This window comes from Candidatus Chlorohelix sp. (assembly GCF_037138995.1).
Classification (GTDB): Bacteria; Chloroflexota; Chloroflexia; order Chloroheliales; family Chloroheliaceae; genus Chlorohelix.
Genome location: NZ_JBAXHI010000043.1, coordinates 1 through 23,301 on the forward strand (window position 1 = coordinate 1; position 23,301 = coordinate 23,301).

General features: G+C 46.9%; 24 protein-coding genes. 5 read left to right on the forward strand and 19 right to left on the reverse strand.

Translation table 11 applies throughout. The features are described from left to right. The 3 genes from WCK19_RS15515 to WCK19_RS15525 all read right to left on the reverse strand — a co-directional run. Window positions 1–1,096: hypothetical protein (locus WCK19_RS15515; protein WP_342398304.1), on the reverse strand; the 1,096-nt coding region annotated here is incomplete at its 3' end. After that, window positions 997–1,269, reverse strand: a complete 273-nt coding sequence (locus WCK19_RS15520; RefSeq protein ID WP_342398305.1) for a hypothetical protein — start codon at window positions 1,267–1,269, stop codon at window positions 997–999. The genes WCK19_RS15520 and WCK19_RS15515, both read right to left, overlap by 100 nt. Before the next feature lie 47 nt (window positions 1,270–1,316). Continuing rightward, window positions 1,317–1,820 (reverse strand): MarR family transcriptional regulator, encoded by a 504-nt coding sequence (locus WCK19_RS15525; RefSeq protein ID WP_342398306.1) that lies wholly within the window; start codon window positions 1,818–1,820, stop codon window positions 1,317–1,319. 265 nt (window positions 1,821–2,085) lie between these two features. Here WCK19_RS15525 and WCK19_RS15530 point away from each other — a divergent pair, with 265 nt between their 5' ends. Further along, window positions 2,086–3,126, forward strand: a complete 1,041-nt coding sequence (locus tag WCK19_RS15530; protein WP_342398307.1) for an aromatic ring-hydroxylating dioxygenase subunit alpha — start codon at window positions 2,086–2,088, stop codon at window positions 3,124–3,126. Window positions 3,127–3,185: 59 nt separating this feature from the next. Here the strand turns inward: WCK19_RS15530 and WCK19_RS15535 are convergent, their stop codons facing one another. Beyond that, a complete protein-coding gene (locus WCK19_RS15535) occupies window positions 3,186–4,874 on the reverse strand; it encodes a hypothetical protein (RefSeq protein ID WP_342398308.1) in 1,689 nt (562 codons plus the stop codon). A 528-nt stretch (window positions 4,875–5,402) separates the two neighbouring features. Between WCK19_RS15535 and udk the strand changes: the two genes are divergently transcribed. Beyond that, window positions 5,403–6,101 (forward strand): uridine kinase, encoded by a 699-nt coding sequence (gene udk / locus WCK19_RS15540; protein ID WP_342398309.1) that lies wholly within the window; start codon window positions 5,403–5,405, stop codon window positions 6,099–6,101. A gap of 33 nt (window positions 6,102–6,134) precedes the next feature. Here the strand turns inward: udk and WCK19_RS15545 are convergent, their stop codons facing one another. The 9 genes from WCK19_RS15545 to WCK19_RS15585 form a co-directional block, all read right to left on the reverse strand. Beyond that, window positions 6,135–6,770, reverse strand: a complete 636-nt coding sequence (locus WCK19_RS15545) for a TIGR00730 family Rossman fold protein (protein WP_342398310.1) — start codon at window positions 6,768–6,770, stop codon at window positions 6,135–6,137. A gap of 1 nt (window position 6,771) precedes the next feature. Then, a complete protein-coding gene (locus WCK19_RS15550; protein WP_342398311.1) occupies window positions 6,772–6,990 on the reverse strand; it encodes a hypothetical protein in 219 nt (72 codons plus the stop codon). Between the two features lie 8 nt (window positions 6,991–6,998). Next, complete coding sequence (locus WCK19_RS15555) at window positions 6,999–7,430, reverse strand: molybdenum cofactor biosynthesis protein MoaE (RefSeq protein WP_342398312.1); 432 nt, start codon at window positions 7,428–7,430, stop codon at window positions 6,999–7,001. 39 nt (window positions 7,431–7,469) lie between these two features. Then, on the reverse strand, window positions 7,470–7,733 hold the full coding sequence (locus tag WCK19_RS15560) for a MoaD/ThiS family protein (RefSeq protein WP_342398313.1): 264 nt from the start codon (window positions 7,731–7,733) through the stop codon (window positions 7,470–7,472). Between the two features lie 6 nt (window positions 7,734–7,739). Then, window positions 7,740–8,663 carry a proline dehydrogenase family protein gene (locus WCK19_RS15565; protein WP_342398314.1) on the reverse strand — a complete coding sequence of 308 codons (924 nt, stop codon included), beginning with the start codon at window positions 8,661–8,663 and terminating at the stop codon, window positions 7,740–7,742. A gap of 275 nt (window positions 8,664–8,938) precedes the next feature. Next, window positions 8,939–9,079: a hypothetical protein gene (locus WCK19_RS15570; RefSeq protein ID WP_342398315.1), complete on the reverse strand. Its 141-nt coding sequence runs from the start codon at window positions 9,077–9,079 to the stop codon at window positions 8,939–8,941. A 52-nt stretch (window positions 9,080–9,131) separates the two neighbouring features. Further along, on the reverse strand, window positions 9,132–9,266 hold the full coding sequence (locus tag WCK19_RS15575; protein WP_342398316.1) for a hypothetical protein: 135 nt from the start codon (window positions 9,264–9,266) through the stop codon (window positions 9,132–9,134). 80 nt (window positions 9,267–9,346) lie between these two features. Beyond that, window positions 9,347–10,648 (reverse strand): ammonium transporter, encoded by a 1,302-nt coding sequence (locus WCK19_RS15580; RefSeq protein ID WP_342398317.1) that lies wholly within the window; start codon window positions 10,646–10,648, stop codon window positions 9,347–9,349. A 251-nt stretch (window positions 10,649–10,899) separates the two neighbouring features. After that, complete coding sequence (locus WCK19_RS15585) at window positions 10,900–11,616, reverse strand: class F sortase (protein ID WP_342398318.1); 717 nt, start codon at window positions 11,614–11,616, stop codon at window positions 10,900–10,902. Between the two features lie 289 nt (window positions 11,617–11,905). Between WCK19_RS15585 and WCK19_RS15590 the strand changes: the two genes are divergently transcribed. The 3 genes from WCK19_RS15590 to mnmE are packed head-to-tail and all read left to right on the forward strand — an operon-like array spanning window position 11,906 to window position 14,819. Further along, window positions 11,906–12,634, forward strand: coding sequence for a CDP-alcohol phosphatidyltransferase family protein (locus WCK19_RS15590; RefSeq protein WP_342398319.1), 729 nt, complete (start codon window positions 11,906–11,908; stop codon window positions 12,632–12,634). A 3-nt stretch (window positions 12,635–12,637) separates the two neighbouring features. Continuing rightward, complete coding sequence (locus WCK19_RS15595; RefSeq protein WP_342398320.1) at window positions 12,638–13,399, forward strand: lysophospholipid acyltransferase family protein; 762 nt, start codon at window positions 12,638–12,640, stop codon at window positions 13,397–13,399. A 16-nt stretch (window positions 13,400–13,415) separates the two neighbouring features. Further along, a complete protein-coding gene (gene mnmE, locus WCK19_RS15600) occupies window positions 13,416–14,819 on the forward strand; it encodes a tRNA uridine-5-carboxymethylaminomethyl(34) synthesis GTPase MnmE (protein WP_342398321.1) in 1,404 nt (467 codons plus the stop codon). Window positions 14,820–14,989: 170 nt separating this feature from the next. Here mnmE and WCK19_RS15605 read toward each other — a convergent pair whose 3' ends face one another. From WCK19_RS15605 to WCK19_RS15630, 6 genes are all read right to left on the reverse strand, one after another. Then, complete coding sequence (locus WCK19_RS15605; RefSeq protein WP_342398322.1) at window positions 14,990–17,272, reverse strand: ATP cone domain-containing protein; 2,283 nt, start codon at window positions 17,270–17,272, stop codon at window positions 14,990–14,992. A gap of 42 nt (window positions 17,273–17,314) precedes the next feature. Then, complete coding sequence (locus tag WCK19_RS15610) at window positions 17,315–17,539, reverse strand: hypothetical protein (protein ID WP_342398323.1); 225 nt, start codon at window positions 17,537–17,539, stop codon at window positions 17,315–17,317. Between the two features lie 111 nt (window positions 17,540–17,650). Continuing rightward, window positions 17,651–18,139: a transcriptional regulator NrdR gene (gene nrdR / locus WCK19_RS15615; protein WP_342398324.1), complete on the reverse strand. Its 489-nt coding sequence runs from the start codon at window positions 18,137–18,139 to the stop codon at window positions 17,651–17,653. Between the two features lie 406 nt (window positions 18,140–18,545). Beyond that, window positions 18,546–19,559, reverse strand: a complete 1,014-nt coding sequence (locus WCK19_RS15620) for a histidine kinase dimerization/phospho-acceptor domain-containing protein (RefSeq protein WP_342398325.1) — start codon at window positions 19,557–19,559, stop codon at window positions 18,546–18,548. 403 nt (window positions 19,560–19,962) lie between these two features. Then, a complete protein-coding gene (locus tag WCK19_RS15625) occupies window positions 19,963–21,321 on the reverse strand; it encodes a helix-turn-helix transcriptional regulator (RefSeq protein WP_342398326.1) in 1,359 nt (452 codons plus the stop codon). 886 nt (window positions 21,322–22,207) lie between these two features. Next, the gene (locus WCK19_RS15630) at window positions 22,208–23,296 is read right to left on the reverse strand and encodes a hypothetical protein (protein ID WP_342398327.1); all 1,089 of its coding nucleotides are present in this window, start codon (window positions 23,294–23,296) and stop codon (window positions 22,208–22,210) included. Window positions 23,297–23,301: the final 5 nt, after the last annotated feature.

Genomic DNA, 23,301 nt, shown 5'->3' on the forward strand with positions numbered 1-23,301 from the left:
CTTCTTTGCCCTTCTCAAGGTTGGGAAGCCCAATCGTCACGGTGGTAGCGGTCACTTGCTTGACCCACACGCCGGAAGTTGCGCCCTCTGCCAAGTAACCCACGTCCAAACCTTGCGGAATGGGTATTGTGATTACGGAATTGCTTGCGCCACCCTTACCGACGTTCTTCACCTTGAAGGCGAAAGAAACGAGGTTCTCCGGGTTGGTATCTACCACCCGATCGGGAGTAACCCGCAACTGTGGCACCAAATCGGCGGGAGGGGCAATGACTTCGTCTGACACAGTGAAAGGCGCACTTACGTAGGTGAAGTCGATTTCGGGGGCAGTAAAGGTCAGCACGTAAGTACCGGGCTTGTTAAACATCAGGCGGAAGGTAGCTATGCCGTCCACAGCCTGAACCGTAGTTGTACCGCTAAGGATTTCGTCCGGTGCGCCCGCTGCGTTCGCCATACTGTTGGGGCTGGTTGCGTAGATGGAATCGGCGGAAACTCTAACTGCGCCGGAGAAGCTTTGCATAAAGTTACCGAGCCCATCCCGAAAAGCAATTAGTATTAACTTCCATGTCCCAGTATTGATTTGAGCTTCTTCGTCTTTTGTATATACTCTGCTTTTTCCGGCTTCTACAGTAAAGCTGTTGCTAGTTCCAGCGTAGCCTGCGATATATGCCCCCAACGTGTAAGTACCGGGATCCTTAATCCCCAGTCTTTGGAAGGTAGCTACGCCGTTCACAGCCCGAACGATATGCGGACCGCCGATCCCGCCAGTAGGGATATCAACAGTAACTTCGCCGCTGAAGCTCGTAACCGTGTTACCATACTGATCTTGCATCGTCACCACGGGTTGAATGGCGAAAACTGTACCTGCCGTTGCCCCACTCGGTTGGGTGGTGAAAATCGGTCTGGTAGCAGGAAAGGCGTATAGTAACACTCGGTTGTTGCCTCTATCCGCCACAAAGATGCTGCTGTTCGGGGCGCTTATTACTTGGGTGGGAAAGTTCAGGGTGGAGGCAGTAATGGTGCCGCTACCGACACAGTCGCGGTTGGGGCAATCGGAATAGTGGCGGTGGAGGTGAGTAGGTAGGCGGTGCTGACCCACGCGAACAGCGAAAAGCCTTGCAATTCTTCCACGATGCGCGGCATTGCCGGGTTCACGATGGTTTGGTCTAGCGCGACCAGCAAGATACTTGTGACTATGCCGGACAACGCTAGTATCAATTTTTTATTTTCTGAATGTTGCGGCTTTTCTGTCGCCGCTTCTTTAATAGCCAATTCCTATAATCCTTTTACTATTCAGGCAAGGGATTTACGCCCCTTGTTTACTCATTTCCGGTTAAGTTTTTTTCTATATGCTCGAACAAACGGTGCATTTGCCGGATTTCCTCATCGGAAAGACCCGCGACCATGCGCTGCTCAAATTCGGCAATGCGCTCCGGGATAGCCTCGGCAATGGCGCGTCCCTTCTCGGTGATAAAGACGCGCATATTACGGCTGTCTTGCTCATCCACGCGGCGCGTCACTAGTTCGTCACGCTCCATTGCTTGCAAGGTACGGCTGACGGAAGCGGGGTCAATCCCATAATATTTATGCAAAGCGGATTGGATTACTCCGGCGGGGTCGAGCGCTTCTATTAAAATCCGCATTTGGGGAATGCTCAAGCCCATATGCTCCTCGTAGCGCGGAATGACCACTTTATTTGCTCGCGCCAAACGCAGCATCAGCGGCAAACGCGCCCCACCCGCCCACTTCACGCCTTCGGTAAGACGCTCCCACTCAATTCTAATTTTATGGATGTTCTCGTTTCCGGCGCTTTGGTTTGTCATTATGCTTTCCTGCTTGCAAATTATTGACGCGACAATGATTGACAAATCAATTATTGATATGGCAATGATAATAAAAAATCGTTGATATGTCAACGGGAACGGGAACGGGTTCGTAGGGGCGTGGCTCGACACGCCCTCGATGGGTGGCGCAAATCTCATGGGATTGGGGCTTTACATTCAATTCATTACCAAAACCTTAGCCGATTTTAACTCTAATATCGCCGTTTCGCGTTAAACTGGAAGCATAGTGAAAGAGGTAACAATTATGCTTCGTGAACAGTGGTACGCAGTTTTGGAAAGTGACGAGGTGAAAGTGGGCAAGCCTTCCTATTATAAGAGGCTTGGCTACGAACTCGTTTTCTGGCGCACCGATGCGGGTAAAATCGTGGCGATGCAAGACCTTTGTCCCCATCGTCAGGCTAAACTTAGTCTTGGTAAAATCGTGGATGGCAACATCGAATGTCCCTTTCACGGCTTTCAGTTCAACTCAAGCGGCGAATGTGCGCTCGTTCCTGCCAACGGCAAAAACGGAGCAAAGCCCAAAGCTATGCGCGTGAGGGTTTTCCCAACTCGTGAAGCATATAATTTCATTTGGGTGTGGCACGGCGAGCCGAGAGCAGCCGAAGATTACCCTTCCCTTCCCTTCTATACGGAGCAAGGGCTAGGGAATTTCAGCTATAGCACCCTCCGCAAACGCTGGGATACCCATTACACCCGCGTCATCGAAAACCAACTTGATGTGGCGCATCTCCCCTTTGTGCATGCCAGCACCATTGGGCGCGGCGGACGCAAGCTCATTAACGGACCCTTCACTGTGTTGGAAGACGAAACGCTTTATGTGTGGCTAGATAACGAACTAGACCGGGGGCAAGTTGCCCGCAAGCCGGGCGAAATGTCGCGCCCTTCTGGGAATTGGTTACTCAGCTTCAAATACCCTAACATTTGGCTAAACCGCCTCTCTGACAAATTTATATTGCTGGCTGCTTTCGCCCCCATTGACGATGAGCAAACCATGATATACATACGGTTTTACCAGAACTTAGTAAGTTGGAAGCCCTTGCGTAAACTGTTCACCTTCATTGCCGCAAAGAGCAGCAGCAAGATTCTATCACAGGATGAGGGCGTGGTAAGCTCGCAGCGTCCTAAACAGGGCGGGCTATCTTCCGGCGATAAATACATCCCGGCAGACCGTCCAATCTTGCTCTACTACATGCACCGCAACGAGCTTGAACGGAGCGCACCCCCGCCTGAACCACCCGCTAACCCCGATGCTGAATTGGAAGTAGCGGGCTTGAGCGAAAATTAATCAAAAGGGCGGCTCGCCTTTTCCACGAACCGCCCTTCCGCTTTTATCTGCTTTCGCGCTTAATCGTCATCTCCATTGATGCGATACAGCGTGTTTGCCTTGTCGGCAGTCAGATAAATTGTGCCGGAATGTCCTACCGCCACGCCGCTGAAGAAAGTTGTAGGAGGCAGCAGCGGCAACCCCAAACCCATCTGAAGTTTATCCACCACCGTAGTAACAGTACCGGTTTTAAGGTCAACCCGCGAAAGCCTCCCCGCGCCAACCTCTACCACCAGCAAATGCCCGTCCGTTTCTAACGCCAAGCCTTCCGGCTGTTTGAACTGATACCCATTGAGAATGGGGTACGAAATGGATAGGATATTACCACCCTCTACCAACTTGTAGATTAAGCCGCTACTCCAATCGGCGGCGTATAGTTCCTTATCATTGGCTGCCAGCCCTAATGGAATGCCCTGCATTGTTTTAAGAACTGTTCGCACCCCCGCAGGGTTCTGCATCACTACGTTTTTCGAGCCAATCTCGGCAACTACCAGATTATCCCGGAACTGGATAGCGTTCATGGGACCCTCGAAAGTACGATAATCCTGCACTACCTGTTTGGTTACAGGGTCCCAGATTTGCACGGCATTATTGAGTATGGAAGTCAACACCAATTTGTCGCCAAACACTGACACCGTAATAGGCTGTACTGCGCTAGTGAAATTACCCAACGGCTTTGGCATCCCCGATTTGCCATCATATTGGCGCAACGTCCAGAAATCCGCCTCGAATACCCGGTCATGCCCATCTTTGCCGGGCAGTACCGCTACGCCCCCGGCTGCCATCATTCCGGCAGGGTTTACCTCGCGTAGCTTCTTATTTTTGAGTATTTCGCTGATACCCCCGCCCGCTTCATCCGAAATAAACATCCGCCCATGCGAGTCGAAAGCAATGTTATCTAAGCCGCTAACCGGCTCCGCCAACGTTTCCCGCTTCATGGTTTTAAGATTGACTCGCTCCACTTTATAAGGGCTACCGCTGTTTACGTAAAAGCGCTCCAACGAGTCAAATTTCACGGAACTAGGCGAACTCAAGCCGCTTAACACTTCCACGATTTCCTTAGTATCCACGTTTACCTTAACGACCCGCCCCTTGTTGTACAGCGGTCCGTAGAGATAACCATCCGGTCCAAACGCCATAGAGTTCATCTCTCCTGCCACACCGGGTACACCGTATTCCGGGAAGGTGAGTATTAGGGTTGGGGTAGTATTTGCTCCGGTTGGGTCTATCTCGTACAAGCCGTTACCGAAGAAATCGGCGGCTACAAAGAGACGTTTGAAGTCTCTGGTAAAAGCGATGCCGTTTGCGCCGGCTAAGTTGGTCGCAACAATGCTATGAGTTACGCCGTCTGGCGCAAGTTTACCCACCTGTCCGGTAAATAGCGATGTCCAGTACAGCGAACCGTCCGCGCCGAAAACTAGGTCATCTGGAGTTTGGACACCGTAATCCTGCCCCAACCGTTTAACAATTTGCCCACTGTAGGGATTCATTACCACAATTTCGTTACCGAATACACTGGCGATATACAGTAACCCATTGTGAAAGGCAATGCCGTTTGCGCCGTGAATGGGTGAGCCTTTTACCAGCGTTTGCAAACCCCCATGACCCCGATTATCCTCCTGTTCTTTGGCGAAGCTCACTCCTAGCGTAAGCTGTAAAACGAGCAGCATAGAGACCAGCGCAAGGCTTAACTTCTTAACATTTCTCATAAAATATCCCTCCGTTTTCGTACTACCGCCTCTTTGTGACTGCAAAACAGCCCGTTAGAGTAATTGCGGGTGTCCAAGTAACGCCTCATCTTGTCAAGGAATCTTATAGGGTAAGAATCTGTCAGGAAAAATGAACCGTGTTTTAATAATAAGAGAGATTAAAATGCTTGGTAAAGCCGATTTTCAGAGAAATTTGAGTGTAGGCTGTATTAGTGGGAAGATGCATGCTTCAAAGGCTAACATATTTAAATAAATATTTAGTGTTAAGAATAGCAAAGCATGGTTAAAATTCCGGTTAAAATCCTTTATAAATAAATTAATTTTTAATTAATTCTCTTGGAATGGGTAAGAAGGTTTTAATTGGGTAGGGGCGTGGCTCGACACGCCCTCGATGGGTGGGGCAAAATCGGGGGGATTAATCCCGGTTGACAAACCGCCCCTACGTCTTATAATCTCTTACTAATGTGCAAGGCTACCCGGCGCAATAAAACAACGCCGGATTTTTATATGGTAGGGAGATAATTGGGCATGCGTAATTCGACTCCGCTTGTTATCGGGGTGGCGGGCGGAACAGGTAGCGGCAAAACTACAGTAGCGCGTCACATCGTGGAGAATATCGGCATCTCGTTAGTGGTGCATCTCCAGCACGATTCGTATTACAAAGACCTTTCCCATATGCCTTATGAAGAGCGCACCCGCGTTAATTATGACCACCCCGATTCGCTAGATAACGACCTTTTATACCAGCATTTGTTGGATTTACGCGCCGGCAAGCCAATTTCCATGCCCATTTACGATTTTGTGCAGCATAATCGGGTGGCTGAACCCGTTTTTATGGAGCCTTGCCCGGTTATTGTGGTGGATGGGATTTTGCTTTTCACCGATAAGCGTATCCGCGATTTGATGGAGTTGAAAATCTATGTAGATACGGATGCCGACTTGCGCTTTATTCGCCGCTTAAAACGCGATATAAAAGAGAGGGGGCGTTCGGTGGATTCGGTAGTCGAACAATATTTAACTACAGTGCGGATTATGCACCAAGAATTTGTAGAGCCTACCAAACGTTACGCCGATTTGATTATCCCAGAGGGGGGCTTTAATGTGCCGTTGCTCTTGGATCGCATTGTGAAATTGGTGCAAACTCTCTACGACCAAGCGCTTGGTGAGCGTATCTCGCCTTTGCTGGAACGCGCTAAATTTTTTGCGGGTGCAAATGAACCCGATTAGGCAAAAAAAGCCGCACAAGCTTTAGCGAAATTATTACTCTGCCCCCGGCGTTTCTCCGTTTCCGTTCTTCTCCGAATTTTTCAATTCCGCTTCGGTGACTTTCTTAATGTGTTGGTGGGGTTGGTAGTTGAAAATGTAGTCCAAAGCCTCTTGCGGAGTATTGGCAACATGCAGCAATTCCATATGTGCCGCTTTGATAAAATGCTCCTCTACCCCTAATTTAAGTTGTGCCAGCAAATGATTATAGAAACCATTGGTATTTACCAGCACCATCGGTTTCTGATGTACGCCTAGTTGCCCGCCGGTAAGTATCTCGAAGATTTCTTCTAGGGTGCCAAATCCGCCGGGCAAGGTTATAAAGGCATCTGCCCTTTCTTCCATAATAGCTTTGCGCTCGCGCATGCCATCGGTCAGGATAAGCTCTCCGGCATCATGGTTGCCGATTTCGATTCTTTCAAGAAAGTAGGGGATTACACCGATTACGCTTCCGCCATTTTTAAACATTGCTTGGCTTACCGCGCCCATTAGACCGATGCGCCCGCCGCCGTAAACCAGCACTGCCCCACGTGCCGCCATCATTTCGCCTAGTTGGGTGGCTACTTCAAAATAGTGTGGCGCAATGGCATTACTTGAGGCGCAATATACTGCGATGTGAATAGGTTTGTGCATATTAGGTAGCCTTCCTATTTGCTTCTTCTTTCTTTTTAGCTCTTTCCTTATTGGTGAAGTACATTCGGATGCGGAATCCTGCCACACTGCCGCCAATCATCAGCGACATAAAGAGCATGTAAAATAGGGCTGTTCCCATCGGTTCGTTGCCGGGGTCAACTTGCAAACTATTCGGCGTAGGGGTCGCTATTTGCAATAATAAATTATAAATTGAATTCATAGAATTACTCATACCTTATTTTCTACCCAACGTTGACCGCTCTGTTCATCTCCCTCCCAAGATTCTTTTTTCCAGATTGGGACGGTGGCTTTCAGGGTGTCAATTGCAAATTGGCAAGCGGCAAAAGCTTCTGCGCGGTGTGCGCTACCTACTGCCACCCCTACCGCAATGTCACTGATGCCCAGATGCCCAACTCGATGAGACATTGCTATATCAAAAATACCCCAGCGTTTTTCCACTTCATCGGCAATTTCTGCCATAGCTATTTCGGCAGCCTCTTTATAGGCTTCGTACTCAAGCCAGTGAACTTCATTGCCCGCGTTCCAACGCCGTACTGTGCCGGTAAATAATACTATTCCGCCGTTGCGCTCGTTAGAGACCGTCTCAATCAGTTCTTGTAAATCTATTGGTTGCGCGGTTATCCGTATAAGCTGTCCCATGTATTACTCCTAGTAGAAATTCAATAACAAGTGGGGCAATCAGTCAGAACCGCCACCAACAGGCGGTATAAATGCTACTTCATCTCCGGGAGAAAGGGCGGCGCTGCTATCGGCGTATTGGCGATTAACCATAATTCGGCATGCACGGGCGGGTCCGCCAAGTGCGGGATATTCCCGGACAAGTTGCGCTAACAACTCTCCAGCGGTTACGCCTGCGTTTGCAGGTACAGGAAATTCGAGACTTCCGCTACCGATTATTTCTCTGAAGGAAGCAAATAATTTTACCGTGACCTTAGAAGACATCTATAATTACCCTCGCCAAGCATTGCTTAGCATAAATAGCAGGTTGGCAGGGCGTTCTGCCATGCGCCGCATCAGATAGGGATACCACTGTGAGCCATAAGGAACGTAAGCCCGTACATTATAACCCAAACCTGCCAATTTCTTTTGCAAATCACGGCGTATTCCGTACAGCATTTGAAATTCAAACCTCTCCGCCGGAATATTTTGCGCTTTTACGTAATCGAGAATTTGGTTTATGATTTTCTCATCGTGGGTTGCAAACCCCGGATAATTGCCCTTATCCAGTAATAGCCGCATGCACTTTACATAACTGCTATCAGTATCACTTTTATCAGCGTAAGCCACGGCGGGCGTTTCAAGATATGCGCCTTTGCAAAGCCTTATTCTGGCTTTACGTTCAATCATGTTATGCACATCATCTTCGGTGCGATACAAATAGCTTTGTAGGACTGTGCCGGTGTTGCGAAAGCCGTTTTGCCATAGTTCTTTGAAAATGTCGAGGGTACGTTCGGTATAATCCGAACTTTCCATATCTATTCTGACAAAAATGTCGCCCAAATCACGGGCGCGAGTCAGTACCGCTGTAATATTATCTAGGCAAAGCCGCCTGTCCACATCCAGCCCAAGCGCGGTAAGTTTAACTGAGATATTGGCATCCAATTTCTCGTGGGCAATCATTTCTAATAAGTTTATATATTGTTTGGCGGAGGCAACGGATTCCGCTTCACTGAATACGTTTTCACCCAAATAGTCAAGGCTAACATGGATTCCGAGTTTGTTCATGTCGCGAGCAGCCGACAAAGCGTTTTCTAGGGTTTCTCCTGCTACGAAGCGGCGTGCGGCGCTGCGCCCAAGTCGGTTATGGCTCACGAATTTTTTCAGCCTGTCGCTTTTTGATAATTTTAAGATAGGTTCTTTTAAGATTGACATAGCCGGGACTCCTCTAAATACCGAGCAATAAATAATGTTGTGCCATCACTAATGTTATCACTTATTTGATGATACGAGTATATACAAAGGAATTGGGGCAGGGAACGGGTTCGTAGGGGCGCATTCCGATGCGCCCTCGATGGTTTGGCGCAAATCTCATGGGGTGGGGGGCAATCATGGGAAGGGCGACTACGGGAACGATTATAAAATGCAAAAACATCAGGAGGGGAAACCGCTTTCCTGATGTTTTACAAAATGCTTATTTAAGCTAGTTTCTAGCTGCGGGCTTTGACTTCATTTTTGTTCTCATCGCCCAAAGAAGTAAACTCTGCCCCAGTCGTGATTTTCTTCGCGTCTGGGAGAATAATCCACGAAAGCACAATCAGTAGAAACAATACCAGTGCAACCCATTCCATAATTCTCTTTGTTCCCTTTCCTCGCATCTACATTGAAAACAGACGAGTAAATTTAAGCGTTCTCAGCCTTTACTGGAGAAAATTCCACAGAAGTTAATTCAACTTCAGAAACAGCCTTTTTAGAATCAGGCAAGGCAATCCATGAAAGAACCATCAAGAGAAAAAGAACTAATGCAACCCATTCCATAATATTTATCCTTCCTAAATAACTTTTTATTGAGTAGTAGCGGGGACACAGCCCGTAAGCTATGCCCCAATTTCTAAATACTAGACTTCGTACGCGCTTTCACCGTGTAGAGCAGAGTCGAGACCGGAAAGTTCTTCTTGTGATTCTACGCGGAGACCAATTACTAGGTCGAGAGCCTTCAAGATTACGAAGGTAAAAACGCCGCTCCATAGAACCGTTACGCCTACACCGATTGCCTGTTTCCCAAGTTGTTCGAAACCGCCGCCGTAGAACAGGCCATCCGCGCCAAGGGTGTTGACCGCTTTAGTAGCGAACAAGCCAGTAGCAAGTGCGCCCCAGATACCGCCCATACCGTGTACTGCGAAAACATCTAACGCATCGTCGAAGCCGAGCTTGCTCTTTAGCACTACGCCGAAGTAGCAGATTGCGCCTGCGCCGAAACCGATTACCAGAGAGCCGCGAGAGTCTACGAAACCGCTGGCAGGTGTGATAGCAACCAAACCGGCTACTGCTCCAGCCGCTGCGCCTAATACGCTAGGTGCGCCCTGACGTATCCAGCTAAGGGTAGTCCAAGTGATTGCGCCCATTGCTGCTGCCAAGTGAGTAACTAAAAGCGCGTTTACCGCGAGGTCTCCTGCGCCTAAAGCGCTACCGGCATTGAACCCGAACCAACCGAACCAGAGCAAACCTGCGCCGAGAACAACCATCGGAACGTCGTGGGCTTCCATATGCTCTTTGCCGTAACCAAGACGTTTGCCAAGAACCAGCGCCGCAACCAACGCCGCAATACCAGAGTTGATGTGTACCACAGTACCGCCGGCAAAGTCCAACGCGCCCAATTGGCGAATCCAGCCGAGTGTACCACCTTCACCGCCCCAGACCCAGTGGCAAATCGGCACATACACAATGGTGAGCCACAGAATTAGGAACAGAGTGAACGCTTTGAAACGTTTGCGTTCTGCAAATGCGCCCGTGATAAGCGCGGGAGTAATAACCGCAAACATCATCTGGAACATCATGAACAATAGATGCGGGATTGTCGGAGCATAGTTAGTGTCAATTCCGACTACACCGTTAAGACCGAACCAATCCAAGCCACCAAGAAGGCTTCCGGCATCAGTTTTGATTGCGCTAGGTCCGAAAGCCAATGAATAACCCCAAAGCACCCACACCACACTGACTACACCAAGACTGAAAAAGCTGTGCATAATGGTGGAGAGTACGTTCTTTTTGCGAACCAAGCCACCGTAGAAGAAACCCAAAGCAGGGGTCATAAGCATTACTAATGCCGTTGCCACGATTATCCAGGCAGTATCCCCAGTATCAATCTTTGGGGGTGCAGGTGGAGTTGTTGTTTGTAGTAGAACCGAAAATACTGTCATCCCTAGAAATTCCTCCTTGTGCAAAAGTCACAAAACATATAATTGGTTTGTAGCTTCAAAATTCTCTTAACCTTCGATAATGCAATCATATAAGTAACCTATAAGTGCATGCTACATCACTACGCACGAAGATTTGTAGAAATATTTGTGTGATTTGCACAAAAGGGGGAATTGAGGCTAAAAAAGTGGTTGGGCAATGAGCATTTTATTGATATAAAGCTATTCACTAGTTAGATTAATGTTAAATAGACCTATAATATGCGGGTTAGTTTTGTAAATACTACCAAACGCTCATCATAATTACGAGTTGTTTGGTCAAAAGTACCAGAACATGTTATGAGATTTAAATAAACATCATCGGCAGAACCGAATATTTTTTCCAACGGTGCATTGTCATAAGAGTATTTTTCTTGCTTTATAACTTCAAACGTCAATTCTTTACCCTGATTATCACTAATATATACTTTATTTCCCGCTTGAAGCTTTTTCAAATCCCAGAAAATAGAGGGTCCCTTTGGGTTATCCACATGTCCATCAATCACTGAATTACCCAATTCTCCGGGTTTAAATCCAAGCTTGTACCAACCCACCGTCCAATAGCTATTGGGAACAGCCATTGCCCCATCTTTGGTTTTTCCCACATGCTCCACTTCGGCATCAATGCCAATCGCCGGAATCCTCAAGCGAGCCGGAATAATACTGAGAACGGGCTGGTTTGCTGGCTGTAGCGTAGGAACAGGCGTAGCGGTTGGCGCTACAGTTGTTGCGATACTAGTAGGCGACAGAGTAGCAGTTAGTGGCGCTATAGTTGTTGTAGGCAAAAAGGGCAATACCCCACCGCCTAGCGATGTTTCGACCTGTGGAGGCAAACTACTTACTTTTATGCCACTGTCTCCAGTCAACAACGCTATGACTACAAGCAAAAGTATTACAATAGGTAGTAAGAGGAAAAATAACGGTTTCTTCAAATTTTTGCCGAACAACTTGTTAAACCTTTTGATTTGTGTGAATATTATTTTGATTCGCGAATCTAATTATAACAAAAGAATAGGGGATTTGGGGCGTTCGTTGGGTGAGAGGGTTTTAATTGGTAGGAGCAACCTCCGTGTTGCGACAAGACGCGCCCTCGAACGGTTAAACGGTTGCTTTCAAGATTGGCAAAAATGTTGTAATATACTACACTAATACTAATAGGTAAGAATAGGTGTAATGTCGGCAAGAATACTAAGCCGGAAGCGTGTTTTACAGGAGTGGTGAATGTTTTCTAACCTTATAGAAGATTGGGCGCGAGGTATTGCGCGGGTGGTTGTTCGCATTTTTGTGAAAACCCCTCTTACCCCTAACAGAATAACCGTAATCGGGTTTCTGCTAAATATACCAGTAGCCTATGTGTTGGCTAACGGTTGGTTCTTGTTGGGTGGCTTGCTAATCTTGTTTGCAGGTGTTTTTGATATGCTGGATGGGGCGTTGGCAAAAATTACCGGACGCGCCAGCACTTTCGGGGCTTTTTTGGATAGTTCCCTCGACCGCTATAGCGAAGCGGTAGTTTTTCTAGGGTTGCTCCTTTATTATCGCAATATCCCTGATGCTGATAAAGATGGCGGCTCGATACTGGTTTATGTATCAATTTCCGGCTCTTTTATGATTAGCTACGTTAAAGCGCGTGCCGAAGGTTTGGGTTTGCAGTGCAAGATGGGTTTGTTACCGCGCCCTGAGCGTGTGGTATTGATTGCGCTGGGAACTTTTATCTCCGCTTTCTGGTCGCCCGCGCTGCCGATTTCGCTTTGGATACTCGCCGTAGGCACTAATTTAACCGCTTTCCAGCGTATAATTTATATCTGGATGCAGACTAATCGGGAAAATCGGGCAAAGGTGCAGAGTGAATTGGAAACTCACGCCGAAAATAAACAAGAAGCCCGCCCGTCTGAGGATGAAGAAGGCGAACCAACTCGCAAACGCTGGTCATTTAAACGCGCAAACGATTAAGCTATGATTCCGGCGCGTAAGAACTTTCTGGGCGAGTTGCTGGTTTTTGGAATTGCTCGCCGCTCAGTCTGGAGCGCCTTCCACTCCGTCCGCATGCGGGTAGCAGAACCGCTTCCTCTACCCCCTTCCAAGCTAGACGCTCCTATTATTTTCTATGTAAACCATTCCTCATGGTGGGATGGCTATTTGGCGCATATTATTTCCCGCCAAGTTTATAACTTGACTCCTTATTTGATGATGGATGAGCGGCAACTCAGCCGTTACCGTTTTTTTGCGTGGGCGGGCTGTTTTGGGGTGAATCGCAATGATGCAAGGGAAGCTCTAAAGTCATTAGAGTATATCGTTAAGGAGCTAAAGCAAAAGCCCTCTAGCATATTGTGGATGTTCCCGCAAGGCGAAATAATGCCGCTGGAATTACGCCCGTTGGGTTTTCACTCTGGGCTTGGCTGGTTGGCGCGTGAGTTGGGCGATTGTTATATTGCGCCTGTTTCCTTCCGTTTTGATTTTCTGCGCGAGCAATTCCCCGATGTATTTATTAATATCGGTAAGTTTACCCGCTTTAGGGCAGGAGAAAAAATCAATACCCGCGCCCTAACCGCTCAACTTGAAGAAACCTTAACGCTTGACCTCGACTGTTTGCGGGATGATGTCAGTCATGGGCGGGTGTCTGATTTTGAAACTATTGTGCATGGCAAAAGCAGCGCCGATATTGTATTCAGTTTTATTGTAGAAAAATTGTTGAGAATAAAGCCGAAAGAAGCGTAACCGGGCAGTAAAAGCTATGTATAACGATACTATCACCGCTATTTCTACCGCTTTGGGGGAGGGCGCAATCGGGTTAGTGCGCTTGAGCGGACCCCATGCCTATGAAATTTTGCAAGGAATCTTTTTCACGGTAAAAGGCAAAACCCGCAAGAGTTTTGAAAGCCATCGTTTGTATTATGGCTATATTGCTGACCCAGCGATTCCGGCTGAACCTCTGGATGAGGTGATGGCGGTTTATCTTGCATCTCCTCGTACTTATACCCGTGAACCGATGGCTGAAATAAGCTGTCATGGCGGTAGCGTTCCATTGGAGAAAATTCTAAACCTAACTCTTAGGATGGGGGCGAGACACGCCGAACCGGGAGAGTTTACTTTGCGGGCTTTCTTGAACGGGCGGCTTGATTTGGCTCAGGCGGAGGCGGTGCAGGATATTGTTCGTTCCAAAACGGGACCCGCGCTGGAGCAGGCGTTGGGGCAGTTGGCGGGAAAGCTTTCGCAACGGATTGCAGCGGCACGTCAGAAATTGCTATCAGCCCTTGCACAGCTTGAAGCCATGATAGATTTCCCGGAAGACGATGTGCCATTTGCTTCGGTTTCCCCTCAATTGCGGGAAACTTTAGCTGAGCTTGAGCTATTGCTGGCTACTGCCGATGCCGGGCAAATTTATCGGCAAGGTATCAGGGCGGCGATTGTAGGCGTGCCTAATGTGGGTAAAAGCTCTTTGCTAAACGCCCTTTTGCGAAATGACCGCGCGATAGTAACTCCGGTTGCTGGTACAACTCGTGATTTGATTGAGGAAACCCTTAATGTGCGCGGGGTGCCGGTTGTGCTGGTGGATACTGCCGGAATAACCGCTACTGAGGATATGGTGGAGCGTATCGGCATTGAGCGGAGTCGGCAAGCGATTGCCAGCGCGGATTTATTAATGTTGGCGTTGGATAGCTCGCGCCCTTTGCACTCCGGCGACCTTGAGTTAATCGCGGCGGTGAAAGCGGAATTGCTTTCGCGTCCAACCACCAAAGCTATGTTGGTTTTGAATAAAATAGATATAAATAATGATGAGAATGGGATTGAAGCAGAGTTGCAGCAACTTCTTCCAGATTTGCCTTGTGTGCGTATTTCGGCTCAAACGGGCGATAAGCTGAACGAGTTGGAAGAGGCGCTGGCAAAACTGGCGTTAGGTGGGAAAAATCTGGCGGGTAGTAGCTTGATGATTACCAATACCCGGCATCGTCACGCTCTTGAACGCGCCCGCGAACATTTGCTTTCGGCAATTCTCAGCGATGAGGCAAGCATGGCGGCGGATTTTATCTCAATTGATTTGCGTCTGGCGATGGAAGCAATGGGCGAAATTACAGGCGAGTCGGTGCAAGATTCTCTCTTGCATGAAATCTTCTCCACTTTCTGCATCGGAAAGTGAATACGCCCCTACGGGAACGGGTTCGGAGGGTTCGGATTCTGTGGGAGGTTGCTCTTGCCCTCGATAATGCGCCCTAGATGGTTTGGCTAAAATATAAAGAGCCGCTGCCGGATAGGAACAGCGACTCTGGACAGACCATTAAGGTCAAATGCGGAAGGAGGGTAGTAGTCTTAAAGCTCTACTTCGCAGTAACCTGACGAGCAAGCTAATTCCTGTGCCGCCTTAGTAAAGTCTTCGCTCTCGTAGCGGTAAATCTTCGAGAAATCCACTTCAGGGAAGACCGCCGCGAGCTTTTCATATTCCTCTTTGGCAACTTCGATGTAAGGCAATTGCGCGTATTGAGCATCGAAAGTTGGCAGGAAAGCCATCCCGCCGATTTCATTGCGATGCTCCCAAATCCAGTTTAACAAGCCTAACACTTCGTCCGGGCGATAAGTGATTGTGACAGAGGGGTTATGCTCTGTCCAGTTCAGCTTATTTTCGAGCCAATAATTGCACTGTTCGATGGCGTTGCGCCCGTTGCGAGTTATTGCGCCTGTCGGGGCTTTAACCGGGAAATGGATAACCCAAGTGGTAGCATTTTCGACTGTCTGCCCGTTTTCTGGGTCTAACGGAACTCCCGCATCTTTAAGCACTTTGTATAGGGCGGAGTGTGCGCTCACTCGCACATTGCGGATGTAATAGGGCGCCCAACGAGCGTGCAACCCGGAGGAGCAATCTACCAGTTGTGAAGTATTGCCGCTAGGTTTTACGCAAGTGACAGCAGCGGCTTGGTTGATACCAAGTTTTTCGGCGTATATGCGGTTAACTTCGACTGTATGCACCCGCAGCATGTTTTTTACTTCGGGGCTTTGGATTGCTTGGGAATCCATTTGCCCGGTAATATCTACGCCCAACAAGCGTTCATCCTCACAATTTTTCTTCCAGATAGGGCGCAGACCGGGAAAATCGGTAGCCATTGATTGGATAGAGCCGATAATAGCGGCAAGCTCCACCTTTTCTCTAAGGGTTTCAGGGGTATCGTTCGACCTAGCAACTGCCGCCGAGAGGTTGCAGAACTGGTGAGGGCGCAGCACGATTTCACCGCAAGGGTTTGTACCAAACATTATCAAATTGCCGTTGTCATCAAATTTATTACGGCGCATTGGCATCATGTTATAGGTAGCCTCGCGGTTGAAAATACCCGGTTCGCCCCGTCCAGAACTGACCATATCCAGCACTTGTTGGGCTACATCAATTTGGCTTAACCCCCCTTTGGGCCAGACTGCCGAGTTATTGGCGTTCCAGCGATAGCTATGTTCGCGCTCAAAATCGCCGGTTTTGCATTGGCGCATTTCTACGTCATCGTAATCAAAGAGGGAAATCATGGCGGTACGGCGCACTCCGCCGCTAACCGCAGCGTTACCCACTACGCACATAATGTCGTGGGCATCGGTGGGGCGCAAGAATGAGCCTTGTCGTGATAGCAATTTAGAGCGTACAAAATCAAGCATTACCCGGAGCGGTTCAGGACCGGAAGCTCGCCCGCCTTTGGTACGCAGGGGCGTTCCAGAAGGGCGCAACTCGGTAAGGTCGAAGTTAATATCGCCGCCATCGAACCAAGTTTCCAGCCCGGCACGTAGCGCATCCGACCAGCCTTCTGCCGAATCTGTGGCTACGAAAGTATCGCGCATTTTTCCGGTTTGTCGTTTCACACGGGGAAATTGTTCTACATATTGTTTTTCCACCGAATAGCCAACGCCGCAGCCACTCATGGAGATTATGAGTGCTTCCACAAAGGAGTCAATGCTTTCAACGGGCTGGTAAGAGCAGTTGTAAATAGTAATGTTCGAGCGGCGGGCGGCAGCGCCAGCCATTGCCAACATACGCATAGAAGGCATTACTTTCATTTCCAGAATACCGCGCCGCACCCGCTCGTAAACCTCGGAGTCAAGGCGTGAACCGCCCAATTCGTAGAGGAAATCTACGGTGCGGTTGACGGTCTCAACCCAAGTTTCGCGCCTTCCTAATTCGTAGTTGAAGCGGGAATATTTGTCAAAGAATTGGAATTGCTGTAGAACAGATGGGAAGTATTGGGCGGATTCATCAAATGCAGCTCGTACTTTTTCCGGCACGGGGCGTTCGGCGCGTTTACGGGCGTGGTCAGCGCGATAGAGGATATAACGTTTGGCGGCTTCAAACTCACCGGCAGCCTGCAAAACCATTTCAACAATATCTTGCACGTTCTCTACCGTAACGGGCATGCTTTTTGCCATTACGATATTGATAACCCGCCGCGCCAATTCAGGGATTGTAGTAGAAGGAGTACGCCCGCAACTGGCAAAACAACGCTCCATCGCGTTCTCGATTAGTTCTATATCAAATGAGACTATACGCCCATCACGTTTCACAATAGTTTCAGGCAATTTCAACCCGCTATCGGTATCCGTTGGTCTATTCACGATGTCAGTCATATGCCTTTTTCCTTTTAATTACAGCTATACGGTCTGTTTGTTTCAATCTTCATCCGACTTGAAAGCCGGGCGCGGCTGTGTTAGTAGTTCTTGCAGCCCCTCAATTTCGTGCTTGGTTAGGCGATGCTCTTCCAGCAAATTATCTGGCGCAAAGAGCCTTCCAAAACCTGCAAGCTCTAGCTCTAGCTCATCGAGCCGAACTATTGCTCTGATAAGCCTCTTTTGCGTTGCATCTAGCTGCTCGGCAAAAGAAAAGTTTTTTTCCATCCCCTTCTCCGGGCATAACAAAATACACAACCGGCATGATAAAAACCGGAGCTTTTTGTTACGCTTTGCTAAAATTAGATTCTGGAGAATTCTGCCGAAGACGAAAACTGGTTAGTTACGGGTTTCTATATTATGTCCGTTGAGCTTGTCTTCTTCATCTAGCTTTTCTATTTCGCTACGCATAACGTTTAAATCCGCAAATTCGCGATAAACGCTGGCAAAACGGATGTAGGCAAGTGAATCGGTCTGCCTCAACTTCTCCATCAAGATTTCGCCTATTTGGCGGCTGGTTACTTCAAGCTCACCGCTACGGAATATTTCGCTTTCCACCTCGTCAATTAGCTGTTCGATGTTTTCTGCTTTGACGGGGCGTTTGGTAAAGGCTGTATAAACCCCTTTACTCAATTTTTGGCGACTATATTCTTGACGATTACCATCTTTTTTGATAACCAAAAGATTAATAGGCTCTACCCGCTCATAGGTAGTGAAACGATGCCCACATTTAAGGCACTCGCGGCGGCGGCGAATACTTTCCCCTCCGCGCAGGTCTCGCGAATCTATGACCTTGCTATCGGTTTGATGGCAATAAGGGCATTTCACTCGGCTTGTCAGCCTCCAAGTTTATGAGATTTAATTTTCTCTTTCCCCACATTAGAAGATGGTTGCTCGTTAGTTATGCCGAGCTTGCAGAATATATATAGAGGAAATGTTTACTTTCCATAACTACTATTAACCTGCACCGTGCAACTATTATAATACCAAATATAGTGGTTGTCAATATAGTAACCCCCAAATCATCCACATTTAGTATGTGTGCTATACATAACTTACTAAATGTAGTGGTACTATTTGGCTATATTTCGTATATTGCTATGCTGGTTTAAAGCGGTTTATCGGTTGTTAAAAGCCAAAACCGCGAATTTAAAGTGAGCCTACATTCGCTTATTTTCGGTTATAAAAAAACTCCTCTCGAAAAGAGGAGTTAATACAAGCTAGGCAAGAGCCTTTAGATTGGTAGGTGTAGCGCCACCCGGATTCCTTCAGAGGTATCAAGCTCTATTTTGCCGCCTATCTCCTCGATTATTTCCTTGCTAACCGATAACCCTAGCGACATTCCCGCTATTATATTTGAATGTTGCTCTAGGAAATTATTTATCTCGCCTGATTCTGAAGCAACCGAGTTATATAAGATAATACTGATACTATCAGAGATTCGTTCGGTTGTTACTGAGAGCTTTCCGCCTTTAGTTGTAGTGGATAGAGCCTGTGTAATAAGATTTAGTATTATTTGCTCTAGCTGATAATCCATCACCCGCACTTGCATTAGTTTTGGAGCGAGCTTTGCCTCTACCTGTATTTCAGACTCCGCTATTACCTCTTCCAGCAAAGCCAGCGTTTTCAGCACGGTTACATTCACATCTGCTAAAGGGGGGGCGCTGGTGGGGGCGGGGCGATAAAAACTACGCATCTGCCCGATTATGCTTACAATCCGGCTGATTTCCGTATCGGCTGCTTCAAGGTACTTTTGTTTTTGCTCGGCGGTTCGTTTCGGGCTTTTGCTCAATTCGAGAATAGTTCGGATGCTTTGCAAGGGGTTATTTATTTCGTGGGCAATCGCTGAAACAATTCGCCCGATTGCCTCCATTCTTACAAAAGCCTTTTGGTTTTGCTCGATTGCGTATATTTTGCCGACAGCGCGAATAACCGCGAGTGCGCCTGTCAGGGTTTGGCTATTACCGTACAAAGGCGTAACTCTTACACCCAATTTAATACTTACATTATCTTTTGGCGCAATGGAAACATCTTCAGCCGGAAAACTACGTCCTTTTTCCAGATTATCACGAAATAAGGGGGATGGCTGACGTTTATCACAAAAATCCCAAAGGCAAAGTTGACCAACCACTTCCGCTGCTTCGTAGCCTGTCAGTTCCAGAGCAACCCGGTTAATGAGGGTAATATAACCGTTGTTGTCGGTGATGATAATCCCCTGATCTAGGTTATCAAAAATTTCAGCTTGCATTGCGACTTCCTGCACATTAGTATTAGTTGCATGGCGCAATTTACCTAAAGAATTAAGCGGGTTGTTATAATGAGGCTGTTTTCTTACCATCAACATACTTGTCATGTGACCTACCACAAACTATATATTAGAGCTAAAAATTATCTTCGCCAGACTTTTATGGGTTGTCCTATTACTTATATTTTATCTCACTAAATAGAATATAAATATTCACGTTGATAACAATTTTAGTGAAAATTTGGCAAAGTTATCATTCTCTAATTAGGTAAAAATTCACCAAACGTTTCTTATAGCCGGGGCGTGGCGCAAATCGGCTGACAGAGCGCATCGCACAGGGGCAACCAAAAAGGGCGCATCGGAAGCGCCCCTTACGGAATTCTCTTTGGTTACATTCCCTGCCGCTTTATAACGAGCGGAAGGTGCCAGTTTGGAGATTGTAAGCTTTTTCCATTGACCTTAAAGCTTCTTCGGTTTGTCCTAACTGACTTAGCACCTGACCGTATTCAAAATAGGTTTGTGCTAAAATATCGTTTGAACCCGATTCTTTTAGTTGTTCAATGGCTTGCAAGAAATATTCCCGCGCTTTTTCATTATCCCCGTTTTGCATGTAGGCTTGACCTAATTTAGCATAAGACTGCCCGATTGTGGTAGTATCATTGCTAAATCTAGCGGTTTCGGCGCTTTCAAGGGCGTACTGCAAAGCTTCTTCAGGCTTGTTTAGCACCACCATGAGGCTGGTTAGATGTAGGCTGGCAACCGCCGTTAGCTTGTTATCGTGCATGCGGAGGGCAAGGTTACGGGCTTCTACCAAATATTGTTCGGCTTGCTTGTAATCATGCCGTTCATACAGCAAAATCCCAAGCCTTGTTTTAGAATTTATCAGGCTGCTCATACTCTCGATAGATTCGTATAGGGCGATTGCTTTGGCAGTAAACGCTCTTGACTGTTGCAAGTTATTGATTTCGCGGTACTGGTTAGCAGTGCGCCAAGTAAGCCGCGCCAACCCGTTGCAATCTTGCAATTCGGCGGCAATTCTAGTGGCTTCAGTCAACAAGCTGATGGAATGCTCAGTGTCTCCAAGACTTCTATAGCATTCCCCCAAATCAGAGAGGATTTCAAGTTTAAGTTTTATGTCTTTTACAACAAGGTTATCAATCAGGTCAAGGGCTTTTCTGAAATTTTCCAATGCCAGCATATACTTGGTTTGCGTCACGTAGATTACGCCCATACTATGGGTTACGCGGGCTTCCATTTCAAAATCACCTAGACTATGCGCCATTTGCAGGGTGGTTTTATATTCGGCAATGGCTGAGTCAACATCTGAGGCTAACAGATGCGCGTGTCCTAGCAAGTAATGAAATTGTTTTAGCTGGTCGGTGGATAGCTGCCGTGTTTTAACTTTTTGAATCAAAACGAACTTGGCTTGTTCCGGGTTTTCTTGGTAGAGCGCGACCCGCACTTCGTCCAGAACCATATCCCAACGGGAAAATATTTCTGGATCGCCTTCTAAACCGGACTGGCTTACTGCGCCGGGCGTTGCCATGCTTAAAAGCTGTTCTACCGTAATACTAAGCCGGCTCGCTATTACCCGGAGGGCTTTGGCTGAAGGCACTACCCTGCCGGATTCTATCAAGCTGATATAGCTTTTAGAAAAAGCCCCTTCAATTAAATCCTTTTGTTGTAAGCCTTGCTGTAATCGGCTTTCTCTAATTTTCAAGCCAATAACCGCTGCCTGCTCAGATGTAAGTTGGAATTCAGGCATTTGAGTTTTCTCCTATGAATTTCCACTAATCTCAAATTAGTAACAAACACAAAGTTTTTATTAGGGCAACCTATCTGAATTTGAATATTTTTGCTTAGCCTGTAAATCCTCAAAAAGTACAGCAGTTTGTTTACCCATGCCAAGCGGTTTTTTTCACTTTAAAGAATGTTGACCTTATACAGTAACCCTGTGAAAAAACAACCCTAGTAATATATAATATATCATTAACTAAAAAAAAATGCAATAGTCTAAACCGCAAGTTAGTATAAATTGCATTAAATTTTTCGGCTGTAAATTCATGTTCTGTAAAAACTGTTTAATATTTGATGAGGCTTATATTTTAGGGCAAGCTATAGATACAAGCTCTTTTCTTTGTGTAGGGATACTACATTGCGTCTATTTAAAATAAGTCTGTTTTTTCCTACTAAATTAAGCTCTAAAGCGGGCTTTCTACCCTACAGGTGGTTTTATTTATCCTAACTACCTTTCAATTGCGATGCAATAACAAAATAGAGTCATATTTGATAAAAGAAATTCTATAACCAACACTTTATTACCTTATAACTAATGGGTGATTAAATCTGTTACACTTTCCATACAAATCCTGTGCAAAAAGAAAGGTCTGTTCTATTTTAGGTTCGTTAAGCTTAATATAAAAATGCAATGGATTTATTATAGATAAACAATATAAATGGGGGGAAATTGCTCTGGATAAGGTTTTGCTACTGGGTTAGCAAGTTGCTATAATTGCAGTTCTAGTTCAACTCTATTAAATAGCAGCAATCTACGTATAATCTGTTTATCCTTTACTAACACTCTTTTTCTAGTCAAACCAACAAGGGCGCATCTTGTCGCAACACGGAGGTTGCTCTTACAGAACCTGAACCTATAATTTGGGAATTGTCAAGTGAGATTCCCACGGTTTTTGACCGCTGTTAAGATAAAAGCTTCTGTTTTCCTTAACGTAGAAATCGAAGTCGTTTTTCCAAGCATGCCGCTGGTCTTGCCCCAATAGCTCAACATAGCCTTGATAAAGAGCCGGATTTTGGCTCGCAAAATAGTTAGGATTTCGGAAAAACATCTCAAAATAACCGGCGCAGAACTCAGTGTCATTCTGGAAAACGTAGGGATGCCCAATCGGGAGCGGGTCATTCTCGGAATAAGCGCTATTAAACCTTTTAAGGTAACGCTCAAGTTCTATTCGTTTACCTTCAATAAAAAGTTTTCGGGCGCGAGGTGTATAGATTTTACCATCTGCCGGGCTTAATCCGGGCAATAAGCCTTCACTATCGCCCATTCTGCCCGCTCCGGCATTAAAGAAATCCAGCATATGCCCAAACTCGTGTAAGAAGGGGGCAACACCGGGCGTACTACCATAAAAGCCTTCGTACAAGCGAGAAAGCGTTAGTTGTATGCTCTCGGTTTCATGGTTATAATCGCCTCCGGCTAAACCGCCCTCCTGTTCAAAGGCTCTGGGGGAGGTATATAGCCAAATATGGCGGGGCGTGTATAGCAAGCGGGCAAGTATATCGCGCCTGTAAAAGAAAATCTCAGCCAAATGCCCACCTACAATAAAAGGAATATCGGCGTGCATCTGTGCGGTAGCATCGGTTTTATTTTCAGCTTTAAGTTTAAGGTCGAGGTTAGGATGCTGGATAATTTCTTGAATAAAGCGGTAAAAATCGCTTAACTCCGCCTCATTCAGCATATTTGTGATGGGAAAGTACCAATCAAGAGCTTGATACTTGCCGGTAACTACGAATGTTAAAGCGGCAAGCTGTGTCCAGCAAGTTCCAGAAGTTAGGGAATTATAATAGCTGGCGGCTTCTGCCAAGTCTTTTACGGCAACATTTCCGATAGGTTCTCCGAAGTTCAATTCTTCAGAAAGGCGTAACCTGAGATTGCCTATTTCAAGCATGTTGCCGTTCAAAAGCACACGTTTATTGCGAAGATTTACAAAATCGAGAGTATTCATCCGTT